23 protein-coding genes and 2 pseudogenes are annotated in these 25001 nt (G+C 60.4%); 15 read left to right on the top strand and 10 right to left on the bottom strand.

The annotated features are described in order from the left end of the window. Positions 1-58: 58 nt before the first annotated feature. From AC1DD7_RS10095 to AC1DD7_RS10045, 11 genes are all read left to right on the top strand, one after another. Positions 59-1612, top strand: a complete 1554-nt coding sequence (locus AC1DD7_RS10095) for an aldehyde dehydrogenase (RefSeq protein WP_477514845.1) — start codon at positions 59-61, stop codon at positions 1610-1612. A 41-nt stretch (positions 1613-1653) separates the two neighbouring features. Next, positions 1654-1998: a RidA family protein gene (locus AC1DD7_RS10090; protein WP_477514844.1), complete on the top strand. Its 345-nt coding sequence runs from the start codon at positions 1654-1656 to the stop codon at positions 1996-1998. A gap of 6 nt (positions 1999-2004) precedes the next feature. Further along, the gene (locus AC1DD7_RS10085; RefSeq protein WP_477514843.1) at positions 2005-3006 is read left to right on the top strand and encodes a PDR/VanB family oxidoreductase; all 1002 of its coding nucleotides are present in this window, start codon (positions 2005-2007) and stop codon (positions 3004-3006) included. A 32-nt stretch (positions 3007-3038) separates the two neighbouring features. Then, positions 3039-4031: a VOC family protein gene (locus AC1DD7_RS10080; RefSeq protein ID WP_477514842.1), complete on the top strand. Its 993-nt coding sequence runs from the start codon at positions 3039-3041 to the stop codon at positions 4029-4031. Next, positions 4024-4884 carry an alpha/beta fold hydrolase gene (locus AC1DD7_RS10075; RefSeq protein WP_477514841.1) on the top strand — a complete coding sequence of 287 codons (861 nt, stop codon included), beginning with the start codon at positions 4024-4026 and terminating at the stop codon, positions 4882-4884. Before AC1DD7_RS10080 ends, AC1DD7_RS10075 begins: the two co-directional genes overlap by 8 nt. Next, complete coding sequence (locus AC1DD7_RS10070) at positions 4881-5624, top strand: SDR family oxidoreductase (RefSeq protein ID WP_477514840.1); 744 nt, start codon at positions 4881-4883, stop codon at positions 5622-5624. The genes AC1DD7_RS10075 and AC1DD7_RS10070 overlap by 4 nt, the downstream gene beginning before the upstream one ends. 87 nt (positions 5625-5711) lie before the next feature. After that, on the top strand, positions 5712-6500 hold the full coding sequence (locus tag AC1DD7_RS10065) for an SDR family oxidoreductase (RefSeq protein WP_477514839.1): 789 nt from the start codon (positions 5712-5714) through the stop codon (positions 6498-6500). Positions 6501-6533: 33 nt separating this feature from the next. Next, complete coding sequence (locus AC1DD7_RS10060) at positions 6534-8204, top strand: thiamine pyrophosphate-binding protein (protein WP_477514838.1); 1671 nt, start codon at positions 6534-6536, stop codon at positions 8202-8204. A gap of 16 nt (positions 8205-8220) precedes the next feature. Then, a complete protein-coding gene (locus AC1DD7_RS10055; protein ID WP_477514837.1) occupies positions 8221-8865 on the top strand; it encodes an alpha/beta fold hydrolase in 645 nt (214 codons plus the stop codon). Then, entirely contained in the window at positions 8858-9076 is a 219-nt protein-coding gene (locus AC1DD7_RS10050) for a recombinase-like helix-turn-helix domain-containing protein (protein WP_011774623.1), read from the top strand. Before AC1DD7_RS10055 ends, AC1DD7_RS10050 begins: the two co-directional genes overlap by 8 nt. A 3-nt stretch (positions 9077-9079) precedes the next feature. Further along, positions 9080-10186: a Rieske 2Fe-2S domain-containing protein gene (locus tag AC1DD7_RS10045; RefSeq protein WP_477514836.1), complete on the top strand. Its 1107-nt coding sequence runs from the start codon at positions 9080-9082 to the stop codon at positions 10184-10186. Positions 10187-10312: 126 nt separating this feature from the next. Here AC1DD7_RS10045 and AC1DD7_RS10040 read toward each other — a convergent pair whose 3' ends face one another. Next, entirely contained in the window at positions 10313-10831 is a 519-nt protein-coding gene (locus AC1DD7_RS10040) for a cupin domain-containing protein (RefSeq protein ID WP_442003571.1), read from the bottom strand. A 198-nt stretch (positions 10832-11029) separates the two neighbouring features. On the opposite strand from AC1DD7_RS10040, the gene AC1DD7_RS10035 reads away from it, so the two are divergent. Genes AC1DD7_RS10035 through AC1DD7_RS10025 form a run of 3 tightly spaced genes read left to right on the top strand, consistent with a single transcriptional unit; the run spans position 11030 to position 13941 of the window. Beyond that, positions 11030-11587, top strand: a complete 558-nt coding sequence (locus AC1DD7_RS10035; RefSeq protein WP_477514835.1) for a MarR family winged helix-turn-helix transcriptional regulator — start codon at positions 11030-11032, stop codon at positions 11585-11587. A 49-nt stretch (positions 11588-11636) separates the two neighbouring features. Then, the gene (locus tag AC1DD7_RS10030; protein ID WP_477514834.1) at positions 11637-12434 is read left to right on the top strand and encodes an aspartate dehydrogenase domain-containing protein; all 798 of its coding nucleotides are present in this window, start codon (positions 11637-11639) and stop codon (positions 12432-12434) included. A 43-nt stretch (positions 12435-12477) separates the two neighbouring features. Beyond that, positions 12478-13941: a protein adenylyltransferase SelO gene (locus AC1DD7_RS10025; protein ID WP_477514833.1), complete on the top strand. Its 1464-nt coding sequence runs from the start codon at positions 12478-12480 to the stop codon at positions 13939-13941. 434 nt (positions 13942-14375) lie between these two features. Here AC1DD7_RS10025 and AC1DD7_RS10020 read toward each other — a convergent pair whose 3' ends face one another. From AC1DD7_RS10020 to AC1DD7_RS10010, 3 genes and pseudogenes are all read right to left on the bottom strand, one after another. Further along, complete coding sequence (locus AC1DD7_RS10020; protein ID WP_442003575.1) at positions 14376-14597, bottom strand: hypothetical protein; 222 nt, start codon at positions 14595-14597, stop codon at positions 14376-14378. Positions 14598-14793: 196 nt separating this feature from the next. Continuing rightward, on the bottom strand, positions 14794-15201 hold the full coding sequence (gene mscL, locus AC1DD7_RS10015; protein ID WP_477514832.1) for a large conductance mechanosensitive channel protein MscL: 408 nt from the start codon (positions 15199-15201) through the stop codon (positions 14794-14796). Between the two features lie 185 nt (positions 15202-15386). Next, positions 15387-16105, bottom strand: a pseudogene (locus AC1DD7_RS10010) (Mu transposase domain-containing protein); the annotation flags it as partial. Between the two features lie 184 nt (positions 16106-16289). Here AC1DD7_RS10010 and AC1DD7_RS10005 point away from each other — a divergent pair. Next, positions 16290-16667: a hypothetical protein gene (locus tag AC1DD7_RS10005; protein ID WP_442003577.1), complete on the top strand. Its 378-nt coding sequence runs from the start codon at positions 16290-16292 to the stop codon at positions 16665-16667. Positions 16668-16734: 67 nt separating this feature from the next. Here the strand turns inward: AC1DD7_RS10005 and AC1DD7_RS10000 are convergent, their stop codons facing one another. From AC1DD7_RS10000 to AC1DD7_RS09975, 6 genes and pseudogenes are all read right to left on the bottom strand, one after another. Continuing rightward, positions 16735-18864 (bottom strand): RICIN domain-containing protein, encoded by a 2130-nt coding sequence (locus AC1DD7_RS10000; protein WP_477514831.1) that lies wholly within the window; start codon positions 18862-18864, stop codon positions 16735-16737. A gap of 29 nt (positions 18865-18893) precedes the next feature. Further along, positions 18894-20423 (bottom strand): annotated as a pseudogene (arfA, locus tag AC1DD7_RS09995) (arabinosylfuranosidase ArfA). Further along, positions 20405-21730 carry a family 1 glycosylhydrolase gene (locus AC1DD7_RS09990; RefSeq protein ID WP_442016625.1) on the bottom strand — a complete coding sequence of 442 codons (1326 nt, stop codon included), beginning with the start codon at positions 21728-21730 and terminating at the stop codon, positions 20405-20407. Before AC1DD7_RS09990 ends, arfA begins: the two are co-directional and overlap by 19 nt. 8 nt (positions 21731-21738) lie before the next feature. Continuing rightward, positions 21739-22623, bottom strand: a complete 885-nt coding sequence (locus tag AC1DD7_RS09985; RefSeq protein WP_442016624.1) for a carbohydrate ABC transporter permease — start codon at positions 22621-22623, stop codon at positions 21739-21741. After that, positions 22623-23585 carry a carbohydrate ABC transporter permease gene (locus AC1DD7_RS09980; RefSeq protein WP_477514830.1) on the bottom strand — a complete coding sequence of 321 codons (963 nt, stop codon included), beginning with the start codon at positions 23583-23585 and terminating at the stop codon, positions 22623-22625. Before AC1DD7_RS09980 ends, AC1DD7_RS09985 begins: the two co-directional genes overlap by 1 nt. 59 nt (positions 23586-23644) lie before the next feature. Next, positions 23645-24916, bottom strand: a complete 1272-nt coding sequence (locus AC1DD7_RS09975; RefSeq protein ID WP_431116242.1) for an ABC transporter substrate-binding protein — start codon at positions 24914-24916, stop codon at positions 23645-23647. Positions 24917-25001 lie beyond the last annotated feature (85 nt).

The following is a 25001-nucleotide window of genomic DNA, read 5'->3' as shown; positions in this document are numbered from 1 at the left end:
ACGTAATTCACATGAATTCACGGCGTGGGCATGACAGAGAGATGAACGGAAGCTGAAGATGAGTACGGACAGCCTTGTAGGAAACACTTCCCGGCCCAGCCCTGCGGACGCCCAGATGGTGGCCGAGATGGCCAGCGCTCCTGATACGCGGGATGAGATCTACGTGGGCGGCGTCTGGACCCGAGGCAGCGGTGCGCTGATCGAATCGGTCAATCCCGCTACCTCTGAGGTTTTCGCCACCCTCCACGGAGCAACGACGGCGGATGTGGACGCCGCGGTGGCTGCCGGCCTGAAAGCCGTGGAAGAGTCCGGATGGGCAAAGAAGCTCCCCCACGAACGCGCTGCTGTCCTGCACCGCATCAGCTCAGCCATCGAGAACAACGCTGATCGCATTGCCGAACTGCAGACGCTGGACACAGGTAAGACACTCGTGGAAACCAGGGCGCTCGCCATGAGCGCCGCAGCCACCTTCCGCTTCACCGCGTCCGCTCTGGAGACCATGGAGGATGCACTGACGCCCCCTCGCGGGAACTACCTCAGCATGTCCACCTATGAAGCGATCGGAGTCGTGGGTGCCATCACGCCCTGGAACTCGCCGATTGCCAGCGACGCACAAAAGGTGGCTCCGGCACTTGCTGCAGGGAACGCCGTCGTGGTGAAGCCGCCGGTCTGGGCTCCTTGGGTTTCGCTGCTGTTGGCACGGATTTGCGAGGAGGCGGGCCTACCTGCAGGTCTGCTCTCTGTACTTCCAGGCCCCGGCCGCGTCGTAGGTGATGCGATCGCGCGACACCCTGACGTAGGCAAGATTTCCTTCACGGGCGGCACTTCCACGGGGCGCCAACTGGGCCATATCGCCGCCGAGAAGATCATGCCCATCACCTTGGAGCTGGGCGGAAAATCGCCCACCATTATTTTTGCTGATGCCGACCTGGACCAGGCCGTGGCGGGCGTGCTTTATGGCATCTTCTCTTCGAGCGGTCAGAGCTGCATTGCCGGCTCGCGCGTCTTCATCCAACGATCGGTCTATGACGCCGTCGTCGAAAGACTCGTCAAGGGTGCCGAAGCCCTTCGGATCGGACCAGGAACGGACCCAAGCACCCAGGTAGGGCCGCTGGTGGCCCATGCCCACCGTGACGCCGTTGCCGGGATGGTTGAAGACGCGCGGCTGGCTGGTGCGCAGATCCTCTGCGGTGGCACTGCCCCCAAGGACCCCCGGCTTCAGGCTGGTGCGTTCTACGAGCCCACCATCATTGCTGGCGTGAGCAACTCGGACCTCATTTGCCAGGAGGAAATTTTTGGTCCGGTGGCCGTGGTCCTGCCGTTTGACGATGAAGCCGATCTCATCCTTCAAGCCAACGACAGCGTTTTTGGCTTGGCTTGCGGCATCTGGACCGCTGACTACCGCCTCGCCTGGAGAATAGCGCGAGCCGTCTCGGCCGGGACCGTGTGGGTCAACACCTACAAGCAGTTCAGTATCTCCACCCCGTTCAGCGGGCATAAGGAAAGCGGTCTGGGCACTGAAAAGGGCCGGGACGGCATTCGATCCTATATGCACCAGAAGAGCATCTACATCGACCTCTCGGGTGCATCCATCCCATGGGCCGGCAACTAGCTGGACCGGCCACCACCATCTTGCGTTCGAAAGGTACGTCAATGAATGCTCACCCCTACAGCCCCGCTTTTGTAGCCGCGGGATTCGGCTTTATCTCCGGTGCATTGTCGGTGGATGAAAGCGGTATTGCCGTACCCGGTCGCTCCGAAGCGCTGGTGGCCGCAGCCGCGAGGCTCTCAGAGCGACTGGGAGCCGTCGGGATGTCCTTGGAGGACGTCGTAAAAACCACCTACTTCGTCACCGACGTGACGCTGCGGGACGAAGCCAACAGCCACTACGAACTGCTGTTCGAATCGCCGCGCCCGGCGCGTTCGTTTGTGGAGGTGGCCGCCCTGCCGTATGGAGCCACGGTGGAAATCGAAGCAATCGCGCACCGGAGGAAATGAAGACCAATGAGTGTGGAAATTCAGAACCGTGCGGCGGTGACCCCTGCTGCCGCCGAATCGAAGGTGCTGACGCTCAGAGTGCAGCAGAAAACCTGGGAAGCCGACGGCGTCATCCGGATGATGTTTGTTGATCCCGCCGGGGCGGCACTCCCGCAGTGGCTTCCCGGCGCCCACCTAAGCCTGCACCTGCCCAATGGACTCACTCGCGAATACTCCTTGTGTTCGGACCCGGAAGACTCCACCAGTTGGACTGTGGCAGTGCTGCGAACCCCCGATTCCCGCGGTGGCAGCAGGCTGATCCATGATGAACTGCCGGTGGGAACGCTTATCAAGGTTGAGGGCCCGCGCAACAACTTCGAGCTTGATCACGCCGAACGGTATGCGTTGGTAGCTGGCGGCATCGGCATCACCCCGATCATTTCCATGGTGCGGCGCTTGGAAGCAGTCGGAGCTGACTGGTCCCTGCTGTATACCGGGCGTTCGCGATCCACCATGGCCTTCCTGTCAGAGATTTCAGACCTGCCCCGGCATAGGATCAGCATCCACGCTGCCGACGAAGCCAACGGCAACTATGCGGATCTCTCGGAGGCAGTCGGCTCGCTCCCGCCTGAAGCGCTGGTGTATGCCTGCGGCCCTGAGTCTCTGATGCAGGCTGTAGCTGGCGCCATGGCAGATGAATCGCGATTGAGGATTGAGCGGTTCAAAGCACCGGACATCGTGCCAGGACAGGAACTCGACGAGACAAGTTTCGACGTCATCTGCCAGAGCACTGGCCAGCGGATCGCCGTTGGGGCCGATGTTTCAGTTCTGGATGCCCTGAACGACGCCGGCATCAACGTTCCCAGCTCATGTGCAGAGGGCATCTGCGGAACCTGTGAAACCGGGGTCATCGAGGGGGACGTTGAGCACCGCGATTTCCTGCTCTCCCCGGCCGAACGGGCAGAGAACAAATCAATGTTTGTCTGCGTCTCACGTTGCCGGTCCCGGGAACTGATTTTGGATCTCTAGTACGAACATCACTCGACTGAAGGTTGATTCCCATGAACTATTTCTCAGCAGAACCTGTCTGCAATCTGCGGTCGCTGCGTTCTGTGTCCCTGAAAGTGCCCGATACGCGGCCAGCCAAGGATTTCTACCATGAAGTCTGGGGCCTTTCCACCGTGGAGGAGGACACTGACAAATTTTGGCTCCGCGGAACCGGGTCCGAGCATCACATCCTGAGGCTGGAAAGGGGCGAGCAGAATGCCCTGGGCGGGGTCTCCTTCGCCCTGGCCACGCCGCAGGACGTTGACCGCGCAGCTACTAAACTCACCGCCTTGGGGATACCGCTTTTCCGTGAGCCGGGTCCTTTGGACGATGCTGCCGGCGGTTACGGTCTTCAACTGGTGGATCCCGAAGGCAGGTTGGTGGAACTTTCTGCCAACGTCCACGCCGTTGTCAGTCAAGAGCCAGCCGGCCGACGGGCCCTTCCACGCAAGATCGCCCACGTGGTGCTCAACACCGTGGATATTGACCGCGCCACGGCCTTCTATACGCAGGTGCTGGGGATGCGGATTTCAGATTGGTCCGAGCACCAGATGGCCTTCCTGCGGTGCAACAGCGAACACCATGCCATCGCGTTCAACCAGGCTCCCTGGACCTCGGTCAATCACGTGGCTTACGAGATGCAGAGCATTGATCACTTCATGCGCGGCATCGGCAACTTGAAGCGGCACAACATCGCTCCTCAGTGGGGGCCGGGCCGGCACGGTCCGGGCGACAATACGTTCTCGTATTTCACAGACCCTTCAGGCCTGGTTTGCGAATACACCTCCGAAGTAGCCCAAGTGGATGAGGACAGTTGGCTGTGCCGCACCTGGGAGCGGACACCGGAACTCTCCGACCAATGGGGAACCGCGGGTCCGCCCACTTCCGCCGTCCGAAGCGCCATGGCCGGCGTTCCGGATAACGGGTACAGGTCCCTGGTGGTCCCTGGACGTGAGGATTACTTCTCCATGCTGGAAGCTCCTGCCACAGAAAAAGCCCATGCGTAGCAGCTCCCTACCGACCGCCACGGAAACCGCGTCGACCGACACAGTATCCACTGACACCGCCCCGACTGACACCTTTACCGAACGCCGGAAGTTTGTCCACGGGGTCTCCCTCGTTGTTCGCGGGGAAGGTATCCCGGTCTTCCTCATGCACGGCATCGGGGGAGCCGCATCATCCTGTGGTGCCCTGGCTCAGTTGCTGAGTGCCCGCGGATACCAGACGTTTTGCTGGGATGCTCCCGGCTACGGCGAATCGGCAGCGCCAGCGGAAGGCTTGGATCATCCTGCTTTGGTGCTGGAGATCCTGGCCACACTGAATGTGGGTCCGGCCCACCTGATCGGCACATCGTGGGGAGGCGTAATCGCCACCCGGATTGCCGCTCAAGCACCGGAGGCAGTGCGGTCCATTGTGCTGGCGGACAGCACCCGGGGTTCGGGAATTACCAAGACCGCGGCGCAACGCATGCTGGCCCGCGTTCCGGAACTGGCCGCCGTCGGTCCCGAAATACTCGCGGCCCGACGGTCGGCAAGACTGGTCTCCCCGTCCGCCCCGGCCTGGGTGGCCGAAGCTGTTCGGGCGGACATGGCCGCCGTCCGCTTGTCCGGCTTTTCGTCGGCCGCCACCATGATGGCGCAGTGCGACACCACGGACCTGCTTCCTCGGCTGCGGATCCCGGCGCTGGTCTTGGTGGGCCAGGACGATGTGATCACTGGCGTCGCGGAATCCAAGGTCCTTGCAGAGAACATCCCCGGTGCCACGCTGGGCATCATTCCCGGTGCAGGGCACGCCGCAGTGCAGGAAAAGCCGATGGAGATGTCCGCTGCCATCCTCGCTTTCTGGGAGGGCATCCAGTGACGCGCCTCGTAGTGGTTACGGGATCCGGGCGGGGACTCGGCTTCGACATCGCGGATCGATTGGCAAGCAGTGGAGACCGAATAGTCATTGCCGAGAAGAACGCAGACCTCGCTGAGCATGCCGCCGCAACACTCCGCGGACGGGGCTTAGACGCGACGGCGATCATCACTGACATCGCCGACAAAACCTCGGTTGCGGATCTGGCCGCGGCGGTCCAGCAGCTGGGCGGCGCTGATGCACTGGTCAACAATGCGGCATTGGCCGACGGCGTAGGCGGCGACGCCTTTTGGGAACTGGAAGAAGAGTTCTTCCAAAGGGTGATGACTATCAATGCCTACGGGACCTGGCTGGTCAGCAAACACCTTTACGCCCAGCTGGCCCAAAGCAAGGCTGGCTCCATTGTCAACATCGCATCAGACGCAGCGCTCTACGGCTCTCCACGGCTGGTCCACTATGTCGGATCAAAGGGGGCTGTCCTGGCGATGACCCGGACAATGGCCCGCGACGCGGGACCAGCCGGAGTCCGCGTCAACGCCGTCGCCCCAGGGCTGACCCGGGTGGAAGCCACCGAGTCAGTGCCGGCCTCCCGTTACCGTCTCTACGAAGAGAACCGCGTGCTGCCCAGGGACCAACAACCCAAGGACGTATCCGGCGTCGTCCAGTTCCTGCTGTCCGATGCTGCAGGCTTCATCACTGGCCAGACGATCGTGGTGGACGGCGGCTTCGTCATGGGCCACTGAAGTCACAGGCCATTGGAGTGACAGGCCAACGAAGCCATGGATTACTGAACCGCCCGAGCGGAAAACCACTAAAAAGGAGTCCCACATATGGACCTGCAATTGAAGGACCGCACGGTGGTTGTCACCGGGGCGAGTTCCGGCGTCGGGCTTGCCACCGCCCGCTATTTGCTGAGCGAAGGTGCGCAGGTTGCTGCCTGTGCGCGCGACACCGGCCGCTTGGAGGCAGCATTCGAGGAGTTTTCCTGGGCGGACAAGGACTCGATTTACCTTGCGTCGTGCGACGTCACGGACCAAGATGCCACGAACAGGTTTATCGCGGGCACTTTGGATCGGTTTGGCGCCGTCGATGGTCTGGTCTGTAACGCCGGCCGTTCCTTGATGGCCACACTTCAGGACACCACGGACCAGCAGTTGCGTGATGAGTTCAGCCTGAAGATCTTCGGCGTTTTGAACATGGTTCGTTCCGCCAGGTCTGCCCTGACTGGATCGGGCCATGGCTCCGTGGTAAACGTCAACGCAATCCTCGCCCGGCAACCTGAGTTGCGCCTGGCTGCCACCTCGGCTGCCCGCGCCGCGCTGCTGAACCTCACGCATTCCCTTGCCGAAGATTTGGCTACAGAGGGAACGCGGGTGAATTCGGTCCTGCTTGGCCTGGTGGACACCGGCCAGTGGCGGCGACGCTTTGAGGAAGCCGGCTCTGAACTCGACTACGAGGCCTGGAGTGCGGAAATCGCCGCCAACCGCGGCATCAAGCTGGGCCGTTTCGGCACGGCTGAGGAGGTGGCCTTTCATATTGTCTCCCTGCTCTCGCCCCTCAGCGGATACACCACAGGAGCAACAATCGACGTCGGCGGTGGCGTTGGGCGCTATGTCTAGCCAGCGGAACTTCATTACGAAAGAGATCCAGATATGTCAGTGACACAAGAAGCAACGGTCCCAAGGGGGCCAACCGGCGGTGACGTCCTGGTTCGTGTAATGCGTCGCCACGGCATCGATACGGCTTTCGGGGTCATCAGCATCCACAATCTTCCTCTCGTCGAGGCAGTGGACAGGGAGCTGAACTTTGTTGCCGTCCGCCACGAGGCAGCGGCAGTCAACGCGGCTGACGCTTATGCGCGCGCCTCCGGCAAAATCGGAATTGCCCTGACCAGCACTGGCACAGGAGCCGGCAACGCCGCGGGTTCCATGGTGGAGGCGCTCACTGCGGGAAGCCGTGTGTTGCACATTACCGGCCAGATCGACAGCGAATTCATGGGCAGCAACCGTGGCGTGATCCATGAGGTCCCACGCCAATTGCAGATGCTCCACGCGGTCTCCGGCTATGCCCGCACCATTTTCAATGGCAAGGATGCGGAGGCGGACCTGGAAGAGGCAATCGCACACCTGCTCTCCTCACCTCATACGCCGGCCAGCATCGAGTGGCCTACTGATCTGCAGTATCTTGCCCACCCGGAGGACCAGCGCCCCATCGATGCACAGGTGAAGCCTTTACCCGAGTACGACGCCGATGCTGTCGCCGAAGCCGTACGGCTCCTGGCAGGTGCCAAGCGACCTCTGATCTGGGCCGGCGGAGGAGCGGCCGGCGCGGAAAAGGAACTTGCGGCTCTGCTGCACCATCTCGGCGCGGGACTGCTGACCAGCAACTCGGGCCGGGGAGTGGTTCCGGAAGATGACGATCTTGTCATCGGCAACTTTGCTACCACTCCCGCCGCCGTCCGGCTGATCGAACAGTGTGACGTGTTGTTAAGTGTTGGCACGCACTTCCGTTCCAACGAGACGCAGCATTATTCACTCAAATTGCCCGCCACCCACATCCAGTTGGATCTCAACCCTGAAGCCGTGGGCCGGGTGTATCCGGCAACTGTGGGTCTGGTGGGCGACTCCCGCGCGACTTTGGAGGCGATCGTCAGCCGGTTGGGTAGCCACTCTATGGACCCCAGCTGGACGCAGCAGGTGCACAATGTACGCCTTGAGGTAAGGGCCGCGCTGACTGAGTACATCGGCGGTTATGCGGAAATCTGCCACAGCCTCAGGGACCGCCTGGATCGGGAATCCGTGGTTGCACGTGATGTGACCATCCCCTCCAGCCAGTGGGGTAACCGCCTGCTGGAAATGTACTCCCGCGAAACCAATATCTTTCCGTTGGGAGGCGGCATCGGCCAGGGTTTGGCCATGGGCATTGGGGCCGCCTGCGCCCGCCCGGACGTTCCCACGGTAGTGATTGCCGGCGACGGCGGCCTTGCCGTTCATCTTGGTGAACTCGCCTCCCTTGCCGGCTCAGGGGTCTGGTGCGTGGTGCTGGTCTTCAACGACGGCGGCTATGGGGTGCTGCGCAACATGCAGAAAGCCAACGGCTTCGCCGAGGCAGGGGTCAACCTGCACACACCGGACTTTGGTCTGCTGGCCCAGTCGCTGAAATTGCCGTTCTGGCGTGTGCGCGGCCCCGGCTCCTTTGATGGGGCTTTGGTGGAAGCGCTCGCGGTGCGTGGACCAGCGGTGATCGAGATCGACGTCACCGCATTGGACCCCGTGCCGGGAGCTTTCGTGCCGCCGGTGCATATTCCAACCCCACATCAGTAGAGGAGCAGGGGAGCACATGAAATCAAGTACGGGAGTAGATCCGCGCCTCGGCCATGCACTGGGCGACACCATGCAACTCCACGATGCCATGCGACAGCATGACGTCGTGTGCTTGCACGGTGGCGAGGGAGCCGGCGAATGGTTTGACCATCAGCTTGATGCTTTGGGAGCCCGTGCCTGGGAACCCGGAATCGGCGTTGCGTTGGACGTCGCCGGACCGCCTGGACAGATGGATGAGTGGGTTGAAGCAGCCTCGTCCGCGCTTTACGACTCAACGGCAGGTCCTGCGCACATTCTGGCCAGCGGAACAGCCGCGTACGGCGCAATAATGCTCGCTGCGCTGCACCCGGAGCAGGTCAAGAGCCTCATCCTTGGTGACCCGTTGGTGGACATGTCTCTTGAGGGATTTGTCGCCACGCTCCGGCGGGTGCGAGCGCCGTCGTTGGTCATCGCCGCTGCGCCTGATATCCATACCGATATCTCCATACCGCAAAGCATCGCCGGCGGCATCAGTAACGGGGTTTTTGTCATCATCGACAACACCGCCGTTCCAGCACACCAGAGCCGATCTCATTCATTTAACGAGTGGAGCAGGTCATTCATGAATATCGCTGAAGGTCTGCACACTGTCACCCAAACACAGGAGGAATACAGTGCCTGAACAATATCTTGAAGCCAACCAGTCCCGGGTGGGCCCGCCCAATCCTTACGAGTTGAAGCTGGCCGGGGCCCTGTCCGAGATTTTTGCCAGTGGCAGCCACGAACTGCCGGCAATCGTCTCGGGCCTGAACAATTTGGGCCTGAACGCCCCGGACGGTGAACCCTGGGATGAAACCCGATTCCGTTCCGAAATGCGACGACTGGGAGAGTAGGACATGACAACTGCAACTGCAACTGCAACTGCAAGCGCTCCAGCCGGAGCCAGGGCCGGCAGGGCCAAGATCAAAACTGTCGTTGGCACGCGCCGCCAACTCGACGCCGCAGAACTGGCCGCGACGGGACTGAGGGATCGATGGTATTCCATCTACCCGTCGCGATTCGTGGGTCCCGGAGACATGGTCAAAGTCCGGCGGCTGGGCGTGGATTGGCTGCTGTTCCGTGACGCCAGGGGGCAAATCCGGATGCTGGAGGACCGCTGTCCCCACCGCAGCGCCCCTTTGTCCGTGGGCCAACACCTCGGGGACCGGGTGGCGTGCAAGTACCACGGCGTTCAGGTCAACGGTGACGGCACCGTGATTTCGGTTCCAGGCATGCCGGGCTGCGCGCTTGAGGGCAAGACGGTGACGGCGTCGCTGGCTGTGGAGGAAGGCGCTGACATGATCTTTGCCTTCATGCCTTTGACGGAGGACTCGGAGGTGACGGAGTTCAAACTGCCGGACCGCCTGGACAATCCCGAGGTTTCCTGGTTTTCCAACTACGCGGAATGGAACAGTCCGTGGCGCTTCTACATGGACAACGTCCTGGATCCGATGCACGGTGCGTTCCTCCACCGTGACTCGCATTCGATGTTTGGCGGTGATACGAGTGCCCGCTTCCGCATCCGTGAGACCGACCGCGGATTCTTCTTTGAGAAAACGGACCAGCGCGGCAAGAACTTTGACTGGGTGGAGTACTGCCGTGAATCCATGGACTACGTGGATCTGGAGATCCCGTACGCCGATTCAGCAGGTCCCGGGGGGTCGTTCGGCATCGTAGGAATGTCCACTCCCATCGATGCCCATACCTCCGCCGTTTTCCATTGGCGTACCCGGACCGTTTCAGACTGGGAGAGGGACGTCTGGCGGTTCATGTACAAGACAACTCTCGAGGAAAAACACTGGGTGGTCCTGGAACAGGACCGCGAACTGTTGGAGGCCCTGGCTGCCGATGCAGATAAGGACGAGCACTTGTATCAGCACGATCTTGGAGTAGCCAGAATCCGCCGGGTGCATGATGCCGATGCGCAGAAGCAGGCCGCAATTCTCTCAGAAGGAACCGCTTAGCCTGTTGAAGAGCCTGCAGCTCGAAACTCTCCGAGCTGCAGGCTCTTTCCGTTGTGTCCCAAACAATTCGGCACAATAAAAACCCGGGTACCGGCCACAGCGGCCGGTACCCGGGTTGTTGAAGATTTAGCGGGTTACGCCGTACATCTCCGACGTCGGCGGATAGAACGGGATCTCCGGTTTCTTGGCGCCGATGATCACGCAAATAATTGCGTCTTCTTCGCTGACAGTGCGCAAGCTCCGGGGAACGCCGGCCGGGACCCGGATCAGATCGCGGTAGCCCAGCACGCGGCTCGCTTTCTTGTTGCCGTCTTCGACGTCGTGCACACTGAACTCCACCTCTCCTTCGAGGACAAAGAACACCTCTTCGACGTCCGGGTGCGTGTGCTCAGGACCTACGCATCCGGCGGGCAGCACCATGTTGGAGAAGGTGAAGTGTTCCGCCTGGAGGATGTTGCCATCGTCCGAGTGGTCTCCGGTAGCTCCGGAACCGATGTAGCGGACCTGACCCCGGCGGAACTTTTCACCCATTTTGGTCTGGAACTTCAGGGTATTGAAGTCAACAACCCGGCTCTCACGGGAGGCGATGGCCGAATCAATCAGCTCCTCAAGTTCCGGTAACTTGCTTTCGATAACGTCGCGCATGATGGACCTCTCTCGGATTGGTAATTGCCAAATTTCGCAAGAGTCATCATGGATTCGATCTCCCTCGACTCTAACTATCTCAAGACTAAGATATAATGGGAGACGCTGCAAGATGCTGGTGGAAAGTGCTCACGATTGCTGCCTTCGTTGGGAAGCTCAGTGTTAAGATGCTTAGACCGAATGAAGGAGAGAGTGCGCATGACCACCGAATCGCGGAACACAGACACGGACGCCGTGGACGCCATTATTGAAGACTGGCATCGCGAACGCCCGGACCTTGATCCCAAGACCATCGGCGTCTTTGGCCGGTTGCAGAGCCTGGTGGCGCGGCAGCGAGCTGTGCAGGATGCGAACTATGAGAAGTACGGGCTCTCGTTGGCATCCTTTGATGTTTTGGCGAACTTGCGTCGATCCGGCCCTCCGCACCGGAAGACGGCTGGTGAATTGGCGAGTTCATCCATGCTGACCACGGGCGGCATCACCTTCCGGCTGGACCGCATGGAGGAACAAAACCTTATTGAGCGGGTTCGGTCGAAGGAGGATCGTCGTGTTGTCTACGCCCAGATGACGGACCACGGCAAGAAGCTCATTGACGAGGTCATTTCAAAACATCTGGAAACTCAGCGCAATATGCTCGCCGGCCTGACCGCCAAGGAGATCGAACAACTGGCGCTGCTACTGAAAAAAACTGAAGCCTCCATCGTCGCCTATGACCCGAAGGCTTCCTCCGCGGACGAACTTACCCTGAACGTCTAGACGATCACGGCGCGGGTTCGTCCATCCACTCCATCAAGCAAGGAATCGAATGAAGCCAGGAGCCCGCAGGATCGGAATCATCGGACACGGAGCCATTGGGGCTCGTGTTGCTGCTGACATTGCCGCTGGAAAAGTCAAGGGGGCCATCCTTGAGGGAATCATTTGCCGCAGCGCCGTAGACAACGCGCCAGCACCCCAGCTTGAGATGGACCAAGCGTTGGAGCTCTGTGACCTGCTGGTTGAATGTGCTGGGCAGGAGGTCTTGGTTGAGCATGGCGAGGCAGTGCTTTCTGCGGGTGTAGACCTGCTCGCGACATCGCTTGGGGCGCTTGCGGACCCACACCTCTCCCAACGCTTGTCCGCCGCGGGCCCTGGCAGGCTTTTCTTGACGCCGGGTTCCATTGGTGGCCTGGACCTGTTGGCGTCGGGCGCCCGCGCAACGGGCTATGACGCCGTCAGGATAACCACAACCAAGCTCCCGGGTTCCCTGATTCAGCCCTGGATGGACGAGGTTGAGGTTGATCGCATTCGGAATACTGCCGGCCCCATTGAGATCTTTGCAGGGTCCGCCGCCCGAGCCACTCAATTGTTCCCGAAGTCGCTCAACGTGGCAGCCGCCGTCGCCCTTGCAGTAGAGGACTGGGACACTGTGGCCGTTTCCGTAAGGGCCGACCCGGCGGCCGAGCTAACGACGCACTTGATTGAGGCTTCAGGGAACAGCGGGAATTACCGTTTTGAAATCTGCAACAAAGTATCGCCGCAAAACCCGCGCACCAGCGGCGTTGTCCCGTTCGCTGTGCTCCGATCCTTGGAACTCATCATCGGCGCGAGCGGTGGAATGATCTAGGTATCGCCTGCGGCGGCCCTTCCCGCATCGCTATCCTTGAATGATGAGCGAAATTGCGCATACCACCGTCGCCTTTGAGGGCCATTTCGCCCGGGACTTCCCTGAGATGGCTATTCCTTGGCGGGCGGAGGAAGCCCCTGATCCCCAGCTTCTGGTGCTCAACGAGGCGCTCGCCGTCGAGCTCGGTTTTGATCCCGGTTTTCTTCGCAGCCCGGAGGGCGTGCGGCTGCTGATCGGTAATTCCCTCCCGGAAGACGCGACCCCCGTGGCGATGGCATATTCAGGTCACCAGTTTGGCTGGTACTCACCGCGTTTGGGGGACGGCCGTGCCCTTTTGCTGGGGGAGATCGCCGGCGCTGACGGGAAGCTCCTCGACGTCCACCTCAAGGGCTCGGGGCGGACGCCCTTTGCCCGGAACGGTGACGGCCAGGCGGTGGTTGGTCCCATGCTTCGCGAATACATCGTGAGCGAGGCCATGCATGCTCTGAACATTCCCACCACGAGGTCCTTGGCAGTGGTCGCGACGGGCCGTCCCGTTCAGCGTGAAACTCTCCTGCCGGGCGCCGTCCTGACCCGGGTTGCCAGCAGTCACCTGCGGGTAGGCAGTTTCCAATACGCCAGAGCCACCAACGACATGGATCTGTTGCGCCGCCTTGCTGATCACGCGATCGAACGCCACCACCCGTCCGCTGCTGGGGAAGCCAACCGCTACCTCGGTCTCCTAAAGGGCGTCATTGCGGTCCAAGCGAAGCTGGTGGCCCAGTGGATGCTCGTCGGATTCGTGCACGGTGTCATGAACACCGACAACATGACTGTGTCCGGCGAAACCATCGATTACGGTCCGTGCGCCTTCATGGAAGGGTTCGATCCCGGAGCGGTCTACAGCTCCATTGATGAAACCGGACGGTATGCCTATCGCAACCAGCCGTTGGTTGCAGAGTGGAACCTTGCACGTTTCGCCGAATCGATCGCACCCCTGATCCACGAGGATGAGGAGCAGGCGGTCGCCCTTGCCGTTGAGGCCCTTAATGGATTCCGCCAGCAATACAGCGCTACCTGGTTCAACGGCATGAAGGCCAAACTTGGGCTGCCTGAGGGAATTGACGACGACGTTGCCTCACCTTTGGTGGATGACCTGCTTGAGCTGGTCCAGGAGTCACGCGCGGACTACACCTCGTTTTTCCGCAACCTCGGGAAGGCAGCCTGCGGGGAGGTTGAACCCGCGCGTGGCCAGATCCTGGACCTGGCAGCGTTCGATGCCTGGCTGGAACGCTGGCGGGCTGTGACGCCGGATGCTGATGCCATGGACCGGGTCAACCCGGTCTACATTCCCCGAAACCACTTGGTGGAAGAGGCGCTTTCCGCGGCAACAGAGGGGAACATGGTCCCCACCGAACAGTTGCTCGCGGCGGTAACTTCGCCATTCAGTGAGCGCTCGGGCTTGGAAAAGTTTGTCGGGCCTGCGCCAGAGAGCTTCGGCCCCTACCGGACATTCTGCGGAACGTAGGGCGCGGCTTTATGCACTAGGCAGACTGATTGTGTCAAGTATTTTTGGCCCCAAAGGGGCGGTTGAAAGTGGCCCCAGGTTCACGGAGCCTTGTTGTGGGTCTTGGGCTCGCGGTACGGTGCGTAGGTCTCGTGCGCGGGGGGCGTCTGGGTCGTCGGAGGCCGGCGTTCTATGGGTTCAGATGAGGATGGGCGCGGCTGTTGATCCTGCGGCAACACGGCACCTCGGGGCTTTTCGCACCGGTTGGGTAAAGGGTTCCTGTATCCCGCTAGGGAACGGCAGATGCCGCCCGGGGGTATGGAGTCGGGGCGCCGTCGTTGGTAGCATGTCAGATCTCTTGAGTGGGGAGAAATCCATTCTGGAATGGAAAAGGTCCGACTTGGCGTGCGCCGGGCCGGACCTTTTCAGTGAGACGCGCTAACAGTCCAGACCGACTACCCGACCTTGCCGGAGAGTGCGACCAGAACACCGGCCGTAGCGAAGTATTTGTTGCTTCCCAGATCGCGGATGGTTTTGATTCCCATACCGGCAAGCAGTTCGTCGTGCTTTTCGGTCAGGCCGGCAAGAGCCGAGGGCGGGGCCGACAGGACTTCGTCCAGAGTCGAGTTCTCGTAGGCCTTGTCCAATGCCTTGCCCAATTCAATCGAAACAGCCACTTTCATGTCCTTTCATCGATGACGGAAAACAAGCACAGCCAGCCTGCGGCTGCACGAACGCCGGGATTTATCCCTGCGCCGCTGAGAGACACGCTATCGCAGCGTCGGTCTGTGGAAACGTAAGCGTGCCGAAGCAATTGGGCCGCGGTTCAGCCTGACAGCTGATTTTTGGTGGGCTTTGGGTCCGCCGACTTGATTAGGGCATGCGGCCTTGCTGTAGGGAATCCCTGATTTCCGTGAGCAGGGCAATCTGGGGGTCTTCGGCAGCTTCTTCCTTGACGTCCGGGTTGATGCCGAGGCGCCGGTTGCGGCGCTCGACCATGTGGTTCATGGGCACGACGATGACGAAGTAAATGGCTGCCGCCACGAGCACGAAGTTAACAATTGCCGTGAGCAGGACACCGAATTTGATGTCGTTTCCGTTGAGGGTCACGACGGCGAAGCTATCGAAGTTCGGAGATCCGACCAAGGCCGCGATGAACGGCATGAGAACGCTTTGGACTAGGGCCGTGACTACGGCACCGAAGGCGGCACCAATCACGACGGCGACGGCAAGGTCTACGACGTTGCCCTTCATGATGAAATTCTTGAATCCGGTAAACATAGCGATCAAATTACCCCACGCGGATGCCGTATCGGACATTTTTGGGGAAAGTTTCGAGGGGAGTTACCCCAGTGCCTGCCGGCGCCCGTGGCATGAGGTCGGATTCACCTCCGCGGGGACCTTGGGTTCCTGCATCGGGGATGTTCACCTGTTCCGAACTCTTACGCGCGATGCCCTGGGCCAGGACCGGACCGGGCGGGGACCCGCTGGTGTCTGGCGGCCATGGTGCGGCCGTCGAAGACCGCGAGCTCGGAGGCCCGCAGTGAGACCACCCTTCGGCCGATGAGCCGGGCTGGGACGGAGTACTTCACCATTCGGACCGTGACCATCGAGGACCTATCAACCCTGGGGTTCAGCACCAGTCCCGGATCAAAAGGGATCGAAGCCGTAGTGCGAACGGAATAACACCCAGCGGTCTTTCTCATGGCGCTGCCGGCCTTGCCCGAACACCACGGCAGCCCGTTCAGCACGACGTAGATCTCGCGGAAGTCCACCTCGGCTTCGGCGCCCGGCGCGTGTTCCTGCGGAACGAACACCTCAACGTGGCGTCCTGCCTCTAGGTCAATCTGGGCCCGGCGGACCCTGACGTAATCACGCACCGTGGAATACGAGAGCTCCTGCGCACCGTGCTCTTCGATGAGCCGGGCCAGGATCCTGCGGTATGACGCTGCTTCCGCGGCGCGGTTGTATCCTCGATCAGCATCGCGTAGATCGCACCCTTGAACGGCTCCAGCCGCCAAGCCACCCTTTGCCTTGGTTTGCGCTCCGGAGGCGCAGCTGAATCCAGTGCCTGCCTCACCGTTCGCCTGTGAACCCCGTACAGGACCGCCAACGCACGAACCGACAAGCCCTCAACTCGGGCGTCCCTTCGGATCCGCGCGAACAACTCCACTCTCGACTCCATCCAGACCAACCTTTCGCCGCATCCATCCACTGATGAATCCAACGTTGAAGGTGGGGCCACAAATAACCGTCACAAGGTGCCCGGCGAGTCATAAAGTGGGGCCAGATATAACCGTCCCACCGGGGCCATCCAAACCTGTCATAGTCAGCAGACAAATTTTTCACTGCGTGGCACAGTAAGCACCATGACTCGAATTCTGATGATCGGTATCCATGCCCGGGCGCTTGACTACAGCAAACTGCCGCCGGGACTCGATGAGGCAACCATGACCGAGCGGATCGAGGCTGGCTTCGGGGCGACCATCGCTGCCGGTTTTGATGCAGTGTCCTGCCTGATCGGCACCTCGCCTGACGAGGCCGAATCAGACGTTCGTGAAGCGTTCGCCCGTGATCAATTCGGCCTGGTGATGATTGGTGGTGGCATCAGGATGGTCCCGGAGTACACGGAACTCTTCGAACGGGTTCTCAACGCATGCAACGCCGAATCGCCGGGGATCACGTTCTGCTTCAACACCTCGCCAGAGACGACTTTGGATGCATTGAAGCGTCACATCCAACCCTGAGGTAGCGTCGGCGGCACGCAATGAAGGACCCTCTGCCGGTCTTGCTGGCAGAGGGTCCTTCATTGAGTTACTGAATTCCTTCTCGGTTCAGCTTCCATTCCTGGCAGGTAAAGCCGTTGGCCGTGTATTGCTGGGCATGGGCGCCATCAGCTGTGGAAGCACCAGCTATTTCCAGCAATTTCCCGCTGTTGGCATTGGCGAGTTTCCACCAGCCGCCGCTGACGCTCGGTGACCAGACTTGTGTAGGGCTACCCGTGGGTCCCCACTGGCTCGCCTGGACTCCATCGGCAGTAGCTGCCGAACCAATTTCGAGGAGCTTGCCACTGTTGACGTTGGTGAGCTGGATTCCACCGCTGGCTTGTTTGATGCTCCATAGCTGTGTGGCATTGCCAGTATCTCCCCATTGTCCGGCTCCCGCGCCATCGGTGGTTAGGGCGCTGAGTATTTCCAGAGATTTGCCGCTGTTGCGGTTGGTAACCCGGAATTGCGGATCCAGGCTGCTGGAAGGGTTGAAGACCTGGAGGACATCAAGTTCGGCGAAGGAGGTTCCCTTGGTAAAGGACACCGTGTTGGCTCCGGCCGCCAGGGTAGCCGTCATCTGCACCCAACCGTAGCGTCCCCAGTCGACGGTCGCCGGGTAATTCAACGTAGTCGATGTGCCCCCGTTGACTTTGACGGAATGCGAGCTGTTAGCTCCGGTTCCGTTGGCGTACCGCATATTCAGTGTGTAGGTTCCTGCAGTTGGCACCCTCACGGTGAAGGTGACCGAGCTGCCGGCATTGTTGATGTTGCCTACTTTTGAGCCATTGGAGGCATCCGGATCGTTCACCAGGGCTGCATCCTGCCGGACTGCGCGTTCGGCTTCGTACTGTTGGGCGTCCAAGGGGATTGAGCCGACTCGAACGTCGTTGTAGGTAGTAGCAGCATTTTCAACGTTGGTGGCCTGGTAGAGAGTCCTGCCGTCAACGCTGGTGTCGAAGCCTTGTGCGAAGCCGGTAAAGGATCCGCCTTGAGTGTCGGAGGCGTCATATGTGACGGCGTAGGGGAGCCTTTCCCAGGGACCGTCGCCAAGGTTGTAGTTGACGTAGAAGTTTTGGCCGCCGTCGATGTTGCCGGATGCGTCCAGCGACCATTTGGAGGCGATGACGACCATGCCTTTAGGTCCGCCCGTGGGAACCCATTTGACGAAGGGGGAGGACCCGATTCCTCGTCCGTCTTTAAGAGCTACTTTTGTGCCGATGCTCGCTTCAGGCGACCAGTTCAGGCCATCCGGCGAGATCTTGAAATAGACGGGCGCTGTGTTCTGCGACTGGCTGGGACGGTTGACCACTTCGAAAGTGGCCAGATAGCGGCCATCCTGCATCTTGGTCACTGTGATCATGCCCGGGCGGTCACTGTTGTTTGTCGGCGCAGAAACGTTGCCCAGTGCACCCCAGGTGAGGCCGCCGTCAGTTGAGCGTCGGTAGGACACGGCTTGGAGCACGCCGTTTGCTTTTTGCCGCTCGTCGGAGAAATAGGCCACGAGTCCGCCATTGCCGTCGATTGCCAGGGAGGGTTCCCAAACAGTGCTCGTGGTGGAGGTGGGGCTGGGATCGTAGACTGCCGGCCCACCGGAGTCGATAGTGCTCTGGTATGACCAGGTAACGCCCTTGTCGAGGCTCTTGTACACAACGAGCCTGCTGCTGGAACGGTCTTCGGGCATGATCATCCCCGTGAGCAGAACAGTGCCGGCGGGCAGGTTGCCAACCTGCTGGGGGAGTTCGAAGAGGAAAGGCTGCGCCGTCCGCGTCAAGGCAGGGAAGTCAATGCTCGGATTCACTTCGGAGACCTTGGTCCACGTTGCGCCGTTATCTGTGCTGCGGTGGATCGGATAGCTCTGGACACCGTTTGTCAGCACCAGTTTGTCGAAGGTGGCCAGCAGTGTGCCGTTCGACGTCCCGTTGTTCTTGAGGGTGATGACTTTGGCGTAGGTGGTGCCTGCAGCGCGCCCGCCTTCTGGATTGAACGAGGATCCCGCCGGCGGTGAGTACACCAGCGAACCGTTCCCGGTGGTCACTGCCGCGGCGGGCGATATCGCAGTGAACTGGCCCGCCAGTACTGCCAGCATGACAAGCACGACGGCGGTGACGATCGGTCTCGTGCGTGGAGGGCTGCTCCTGAATTTGGGCATGGCTGAAGGCACAGATTGTTCGTGCATTTGTTCTCCCATTTCTTGTTGGCTGTGTATCAGGCCTTTTCGGGGGTGCTGGTCAGGAACAGCGCTGTCCATGAGACAGGTGGCAGCGTAAGGGTGATGGTGCCGGGGCCCTGCTCCGTTCCCTCGAGGTCACGGAGCTGAACGCGGTGTGGATCGGCCAGGGTGTTGGTGGCGAAGACGTCGGTATCGGTCAGCGTCAGGGCGCTAAGTATTTACACGTCCCGGAGATGGCTGGTGTCGATAGTGACGGTAGATTCCTGGTCTGAGCTGCGGTTGACGAGGAAGACCGAGGCGGATCCGTCGTCGGGATTGTAGGTGGCGGCGGCGTCGACGATCCTGACGGTGCCGTGGGCGGCAGTGTCGTATTTTTCGCTTTCGAGTCCGGTGTCCAGAGCAGTGCCGTTTGCGTTGTGGGAGGTCAAGGCAAAGGGGAAAAAGGTGGTCTGCCTCCAGGCAAGTCCGCCGGGTTCGGTCATGATGGGGGCAATGACGTTGACCAGTTGGGCAAGGGAAGCGGAGGTGACCCTGTCCGCGTGGTTGAGCAGCGAAATGAGGAGGTTTCCCACCACAACGGCGTCCGCCACGGTATAGCTGTCCTCGAGAAGCCGGGGAGCGATCGGCCAGTTGTCGATCCCGGTGATCTTATCCACCGTCTCGAAACGTTCGTTGTACCAGACGTTCCATTCATCGAAGGAGATGTTCAGGGTTTTGTCGCTTCCCTTCACAGCCTTGATATGGTCTGCCGTCGCGGTGACGGAGTCGATGAACCGGTCCATGTTTGCCGCCGAGGCCAGGAAGCTTCCCAGGTCGCCGTCCTTGATCTCGTAGTAGGCGTGGCAGGAGATGAAGTCGACGTCGTCGTAGGTATGCCCCAGCACCACTCGTTCCCATTCGCCGAAAGTGGGCATGGCCGCACTTGAGGAACCGCAGGCGACAAGTTCGATGGAAGGATCCAGTTGGCGCATGGCCTTTGCCGTCTGGGAGGCAATCTTGCCGTAGTCGTCAGCGCTGCGATGCCCAATCTGCCATGGACCGTCCATTTCGTTGCCCAAACACCACATTTTGATGTTGAACGCTTTGTCGTGGCCATTGGCTGCCCGTTTCTCGGCCAGGGCGGTACCGAACGGGAGGTTGCAGTATTCCAGCAGATCCAAGGCCTCTTCCGTGCCGCGTGTTCCGAGATTGACGGCGAGCATGAGCTCGCTGCCGATTTCCTCGAGCCATCCTGCGAATTCGTGGAGTCCCACCTGGTTGGTTTCGGTGGAGTGCCATGCGAGGTCAAGCCGTTTGGGCCGCTGTTCCACCGGGCCAACGCTGTCTTCCCATTTGAATCCGGAGACGAAGTTCCCGCCGGGATACCGGATTGCGGATACTCCCAGTTCTTTGACGAGTTCCTTGACGTCGTTCCGGAATCCGGCGGAGTCAGCGAGGGGGTGGCCGGGTTCGTAAATACCGTCATAGACGCAGCGGCCGAGGTGTTCAACGAATGAACCGAACGTCCTGCGGTTCACTGTGCCGATGGTGCGTCGTGGGTCGAGGGTCAGGCGTGCTGTGGCCACGGGCTTCTTCCTTTTTCGGAGGCGAATGCGGGTTCTTTGGTGATACCAGCGGGCGGCTGGGTCACAGCTGCGTCGGCGTAATGCTGGAACCTATCGGCGACGGGATTCTTCACCCGGTGAAGGGTGCCGATTTCGTCCGGGACAAGGTCCCAAAGGCCCATGGTGAGCCGGTAATGTTCAAGCGGTTCGGTGCCGTAGCGGTAGGTCCACTCGTACATATCCGTAACTGGCCACCAGGTGTATCCCACGATGTCCTGCCCTGCCGCGCGGAGTTCCTGGACGCATCGTACGGAGGCATCAAGCCACTCGATCCGCCTCTCATAGGAGCCTGTGAGGCAGGTTTCGGTGAGCGCAACTGGAGCACCATAGCGCTTGCCGTAGGTGGTCAGAACGTCGGCCAATCCCTCCGTCCAGTCGTTGCGGACAGCACGGGGATCGTTGATGTCACCACGGACGGGACGCGCAGATTCCAGGAGCTCGGTGGAGTGCAGGGGGTAGTAGTTAACGCCCATCACATCAGGGAGCACGATGTTCTCTTGGTGCCATGCCAGATCGTGGTCGGTCATTCCGTGCCGGGAGAGCCAGGGCGTGAGCTCGTGATTGGCATTCACTTTGCCCGTCACCAGGTCCTCCACCAGATAGGAGCGCGCCTTGAGGTGACGGAGTTCATCATCGTGTTCGCCGTTGTTCGAGTCACTGACGAACCGGAAACCAGCATCGACGTGAGTGAAGATGGCCCGCTCACCAAGTACCTCAGCCATGTTTTGTTGGGCGAGGACAAATCCTTTGGAGAGGTTGCGGACCAAGGCGACGAGGCCGTCGTCGCCCGCCAGGTAGGGTGGCCAGTGCCCGAACTTCCCGGCAAACAGGGTGTGGATCATGGGCTCGTTAACCGGTGTGTAGTCCACCACCGTATCGGCATAGCGGGCCGCGACCCGGGCGGAGTAATCAGCCACGCGTTCCGGATAGCTGGAGTTCAGGAACTGGTTGTCCAGCCACGTGGGGGTTCCGTAGTGCATCAAGTCCACCAAGGGCTTCAGCCCAAGTTCCTGGAACCGTTCCATCACTTGGTCCAGCCAGTCCCACTTCCAGACATCACGCTCGGGATTGATCTTGTACCAGGGGATGCCCCAACGCAGGAACTCTGCGCCCGCCTCCTTGGCAAGCCCCAAGTCCTGATGCCAGAAGCGGTAGTGCTGGGTGAGTTCGTATTCGTCCAGGGACCGTTCTCCGGCGCGTTCCTGGGGAATGAAGGTGTCTTCAATCCCGAGGCCGAAATGCAGGCGCCCGTCTTCATGCCAGTTCAAATTTTTCCTCACTTCAATCCTGTGGTGGCGACGCTCTCAATGAAGCGGCGTTGGACAAACATAAAGATGGCGGCGAGGGGCAGGATGGCTACGAGAGCGCCTGCCATCATCACGCCGTAGGGGACGATTCCGCCCGGTCCCGTCAAGAGGGTCAGCCCTGAGGTCAGAGTGCCCATGTCCTTGTCGGTGGTGAAGATCAATGGCCAGAGCAGGTCGTTCCAGTTGTTCACGAAGACGAACACTCCGAGGGTCAGGATGGCCGGCATCGCATTCGGGAGGACAACATTCCAATACACGCGCCATTCGGAGGCGCCATCAATGCGGGCTGCGTTGTCCAGGTCCCGGGGGAGGGACAGGAAGAACTGCCGCAGGAAGAAGATTCCGAAAGCGTCTGCGGCGCGGGGGATGATCAGCGCAGCGAAGGTGTTGACCCAGCCCAGGTCGCTTGCCAGTTGGTAGACCGGAACAAGGGTGGCTTGGAAGGGAATCATGAGGCTGGCAATGATCGCAATCAGCAGGAACTTCTTGCCGGTGAAATCGATCCTGGCCAGTGCATAGGCAGCCAACGAGTCGAACAGGAGGGCAAAGAGTGTTACTCCACCAGCAAAGACGAAGCTGTTGGCGATCAGCCGGATGAAGGGGAGGTCCTGGAAGATCCTGGTGAAATTGTCCAAGGTCCACGTGCCCGGGGTGAGGGTCGGCGGAAAAGCGTTAACCTCGGCCACCGGTTTGAAGGCCGTGAAGATAATGATGGCGATGGGCAAGAGGATCACGGCCGTCGCAAGGCCCAGGAGAACCACCACTAAAGCGCGGTTCAGCCTTGATCTCGTGGCGTTGCGGGATGTGGACCCGGCTCGCCCAGGGGCGGGCTGCAGTCTTAGTGTGGTGGACATTAGTCACCTTCCCGTTCTCGTTCTCCGAAGAAAACGAACTGGACAACGCTGAGCAGCAGCGTGGCGGCCAGCAGGACGTAGGAGAGTGCGGAGGCGAAACCGACGTCGAGTTTCTGGAACCCGGACTTATAGATCTGCATGACCACGGTTTCGGTGTGGCCGTAAGGTCCTCCGCCAGTCATTACATAGATCTGGTCGAAAGCCTGGAGGGCGGCGATCAGGGCGAAGATGAGGACGAAAGCCGTGGTGTTGGACAGCATCGGCATGGTGACATGGCGGAACCGCATGAAAGGCCCGGCGCCATCAACCTTGGCGGCCTCGTAGAGAGATCCTGGGATTTCCTGCAGCCCGGCGAGAAAGATGACCATGTAGAAGCCGAAGCTCTTCCACACGGCAACGAAGGCAACCGCGGGCATGGCCAGGACGGGATCCTGCAGGACGTTTCCGATGCGGATCCCGGCGTTCCCCAGCCAGTAGTTCAACAAACCAACCTGGGGGTCGATCAGGTAGGACCAGGCGATCGCTGCAACAGCGAGGCTGATACTGAACGGCAGGAACAAAGCGGTTCGGAAGAATCCTCGAAATGGCAGCCGGGGATCGTTCAGCAGCAGCGCCAGGACGAGCGCAAGAGCCACCGCCATTGGCGTGAACAACAGGGCATAAAGGGCAGTGTTGAGTACTGCATTGAGGATGACCGGATCGGTGAAGATGCGGGCGTAGTTCTCGAAGCCCACCCACTTTTCCTTGCCGAAGCCGCTGGCATCAGTGAAGGACAATCGCAGGGCGGAAATCATGGGCCAGGCAGTGAACGTGCCAAGGACCAAGAGTGCTGGGACCAGGAAGGCCAGGGCCTGGATGTTCTTGCGGCGTTGGCCGATTGCCGGGTTGCGTCGCCCGCCCAAGGGGGCTGGCGCACGGTACCGGGGTGCCGCCGTCGTTTTCTTGTGCATGGTGGTGCTCATTTGGGAGCTTCTTTCCGGAGGGTGCGGCGCCCATTAGGCGCCGCACCTGTTCCGTTCAACTATTTGGCGTCGACGATCTTCTGGACTGACGCCTGGGTTTCCTTGAGCAGGTCCTGAATGTTCTCGCCAGCCACAGCGCGCTGTGTGAGCTTGTCGACGGCGGTCAGAACGTCCGTGCTGTTCACGACGCCGGGCAGAAGCGGGCGGCCGAACTCAGACTGCTTGGTCAAGGCTTCTACTACGGGATTCGCAGCGACATCAGATGCGGGGATGTCCGAGCGCAGCGGCGGCCAGCCCGAACCCAGGGACCAGGCCGTGGCCTGTTCCTTTTGCAGGAAGTACGTGAAGAACTTCTGTGCTGCCGCGGCTTTCGCCTCGTCCTTCTGCGTTGTGATGCCCATTGAAATACCGATGGCGGACGCTGCCTGGTCCTTGGGACCGGCAGGGACGGCGGCAATGCCGTAATCGATCTTGTTTTCAGTGGCGATGGAAGACATCCACGGGCCTCCAAGGTACATGGCTGCCTTGCCGCTGCTGAAGAGCTTGTCACCGGCAATACCGTCCAGGCCGGCTGGTGAGATCTTGTCGTTCCGGATGGCATCCACCCACGTCTTGAGTGTCTGGGCATTCTCCGGCGAGTCCACCACAGCCTTGCCATCTTTGACGACGTTTCCGCCGTTGCCATAGAAGAGGGAAGGCCAGACGCCGTTGGCTACGGTTGCGTGGTCAGGCAAACCAAGTCCGTACTGTTCTGGTGTGCCGTCGTTGTTTTCATCCACGGTCAGCTTCTTGGCCGCGGCGATCCATTCGTCCCAGGTAGTAGGCGGGGTGGTGATTCCAGCCTTGGCAAACAGGGACTTGTTGTAGAACATCGCCAAGGGAACGAAGCCGGATGGGACGCCGTACTTATGTCCGTTGACGGTTTCCATGTCCGCGGCGGCGGGAATCAGCTTGTCGAGATTGCTGGACGGATTCTTGTAGAAGTCATCCAGCTGAACGAAGGCCCCTTTGTCAGCGTAGACGGGGAGCCGTTCGGCCGGCATCGCCACAATGTCAGGACCCTTTCCGGAGGAGAGGGCCGGCAGGAGGGTGTCATCAATGACCGACCAGGGATTGGTTTGGACTTTGATGCTGACTTCATTCTGGGAGGCGTTGAAGTCATCCACGATCTTGTTCAGGACCTTCCCGTCAGCCTCGGTATAACCGTGCCAGAACGTTAGTTCCGCTTTGGCGCCGTCTTTGCTTTCCCCGCTTGCGCCCCCGCCTGAACAGGACGTTAGCGCTAACGACGCGGCTGCGACGACGGTGAGGAATGTGAGCGACCTTTTCATGTCAGCCCTTTCGTGAAATGGGACAGCCATGTCCCCAAAACCTGCTGTCAACGATTTAGGTAAACGTTGTACGTAAACGTTGTAT

The organism is Paenarthrobacter sp. 10L412 (assembly GCF_056395565.1).
The sequence above is the reverse complement of the archived record's forward strand: the minus strand, read 5'-3'. Positions and strand labels throughout refer to the sequence as shown.

Coding starts and splice junctions, on each gene's coding strand:
- AC1DD7_RS10035 (WP_477514835.1), top strand. CDS start 11,030: ATGACCACCGAATCGCGGAACACAGACACGGACGCCGTGGACGCCATT.
- AC1DD7_RS10025 (WP_477514833.1), top strand. CDS start 12,478: ATGAGCGAAATTGCGCATACCACCGTCGCCTTTGAGGGCCATTTCGCC.
- AC1DD7_RS10075 (WP_477514841.1), top strand. CDS start 4,024: ATGCGTAGCAGCTCCCTACCGACCGCCACGGAAACCGCGTCGACCGAC.
- AC1DD7_RS10090 (WP_477514844.1), top strand. CDS start 1,654: ATGAATGCTCACCCCTACAGCCCCGCTTTTGTAGCCGCGGGATTCGGC.
- AC1DD7_RS10085 (WP_477514843.1), top strand. CDS start 2,005: ATGAGTGTGGAAATTCAGAACCGTGCGGCGGTGACCCCTGCTGCCGCC.
- AC1DD7_RS10055 (WP_477514837.1), top strand. CDS start 8,221: ATGAAATCAAGTACGGGAGTAGATCCGCGCCTCGGCCATGCACTGGGC.
- AC1DD7_RS10045 (WP_477514836.1), top strand. CDS start 9,080: ATGACAACTGCAACTGCAACTGCAACTGCAAGCGCTCCAGCCGGAGCC.
- AC1DD7_RS10095 (WP_477514845.1), top strand. CDS start 59: ATGAGTACGGACAGCCTTGTAGGAAACACTTCCCGGCCCAGCCCTGCG.
- AC1DD7_RS09985 (WP_442016624.1), bottom strand. CDS start 22,623: ATGTCCACCACACTAAGACTGCAGCCCGCCCCTGGGCGAGCCGGGTCC.
- mscL (WP_477514832.1), bottom strand. CDS start 15,201: ATGTTTACCGGATTCAAGAATTTCATCATGAAGGGCAACGTCGTAGAC.
- AC1DD7_RS10000 (WP_477514831.1), bottom strand. CDS start 18,864: ATGCACGAACAATCTGTGCCTTCAGCCATGCCCAAATTCAGGAGCAGC.
- AC1DD7_RS09975 (WP_431116242.1), bottom strand. CDS start 24,916: ATGAAAAGGTCGCTCACATTCCTCACCGTCGTCGCAGCCGCGTCGTTA.
- AC1DD7_RS10065 (WP_477514839.1), top strand. CDS start 5,712: ATGGACCTGCAATTGAAGGACCGCACGGTGGTTGTCACCGGGGCGAGT.
- AC1DD7_RS10005 (WP_442003577.1), top strand. CDS start 16,290: ATGACTCGAATTCTGATGATCGGTATCCATGCCCGGGCGCTTGACTAC.
- AC1DD7_RS10030 (WP_477514834.1), top strand. CDS start 11,637: ATGAAGCCAGGAGCCCGCAGGATCGGAATCATCGGACACGGAGCCATT.
- AC1DD7_RS10040 (WP_442003571.1), bottom strand. CDS start 10,831: ATGCGCGACGTTATCGAAAGCAAGTTACCGGAACTTGAGGAGCTGATT.
- AC1DD7_RS10060 (WP_477514838.1), top strand. CDS start 6,534: ATGTCAGTGACACAAGAAGCAACGGTCCCAAGGGGGCCAACCGGCGGT.
- AC1DD7_RS09980 (WP_477514830.1), bottom strand. CDS start 23,585: ATGAGCACCACCATGCACAAGAAAACGACGGCGGCACCCCGGTACCGT.
- AC1DD7_RS10080 (WP_477514842.1), top strand. CDS start 3,039: ATGAACTATTTCTCAGCAGAACCTGTCTGCAATCTGCGGTCGCTGCGT.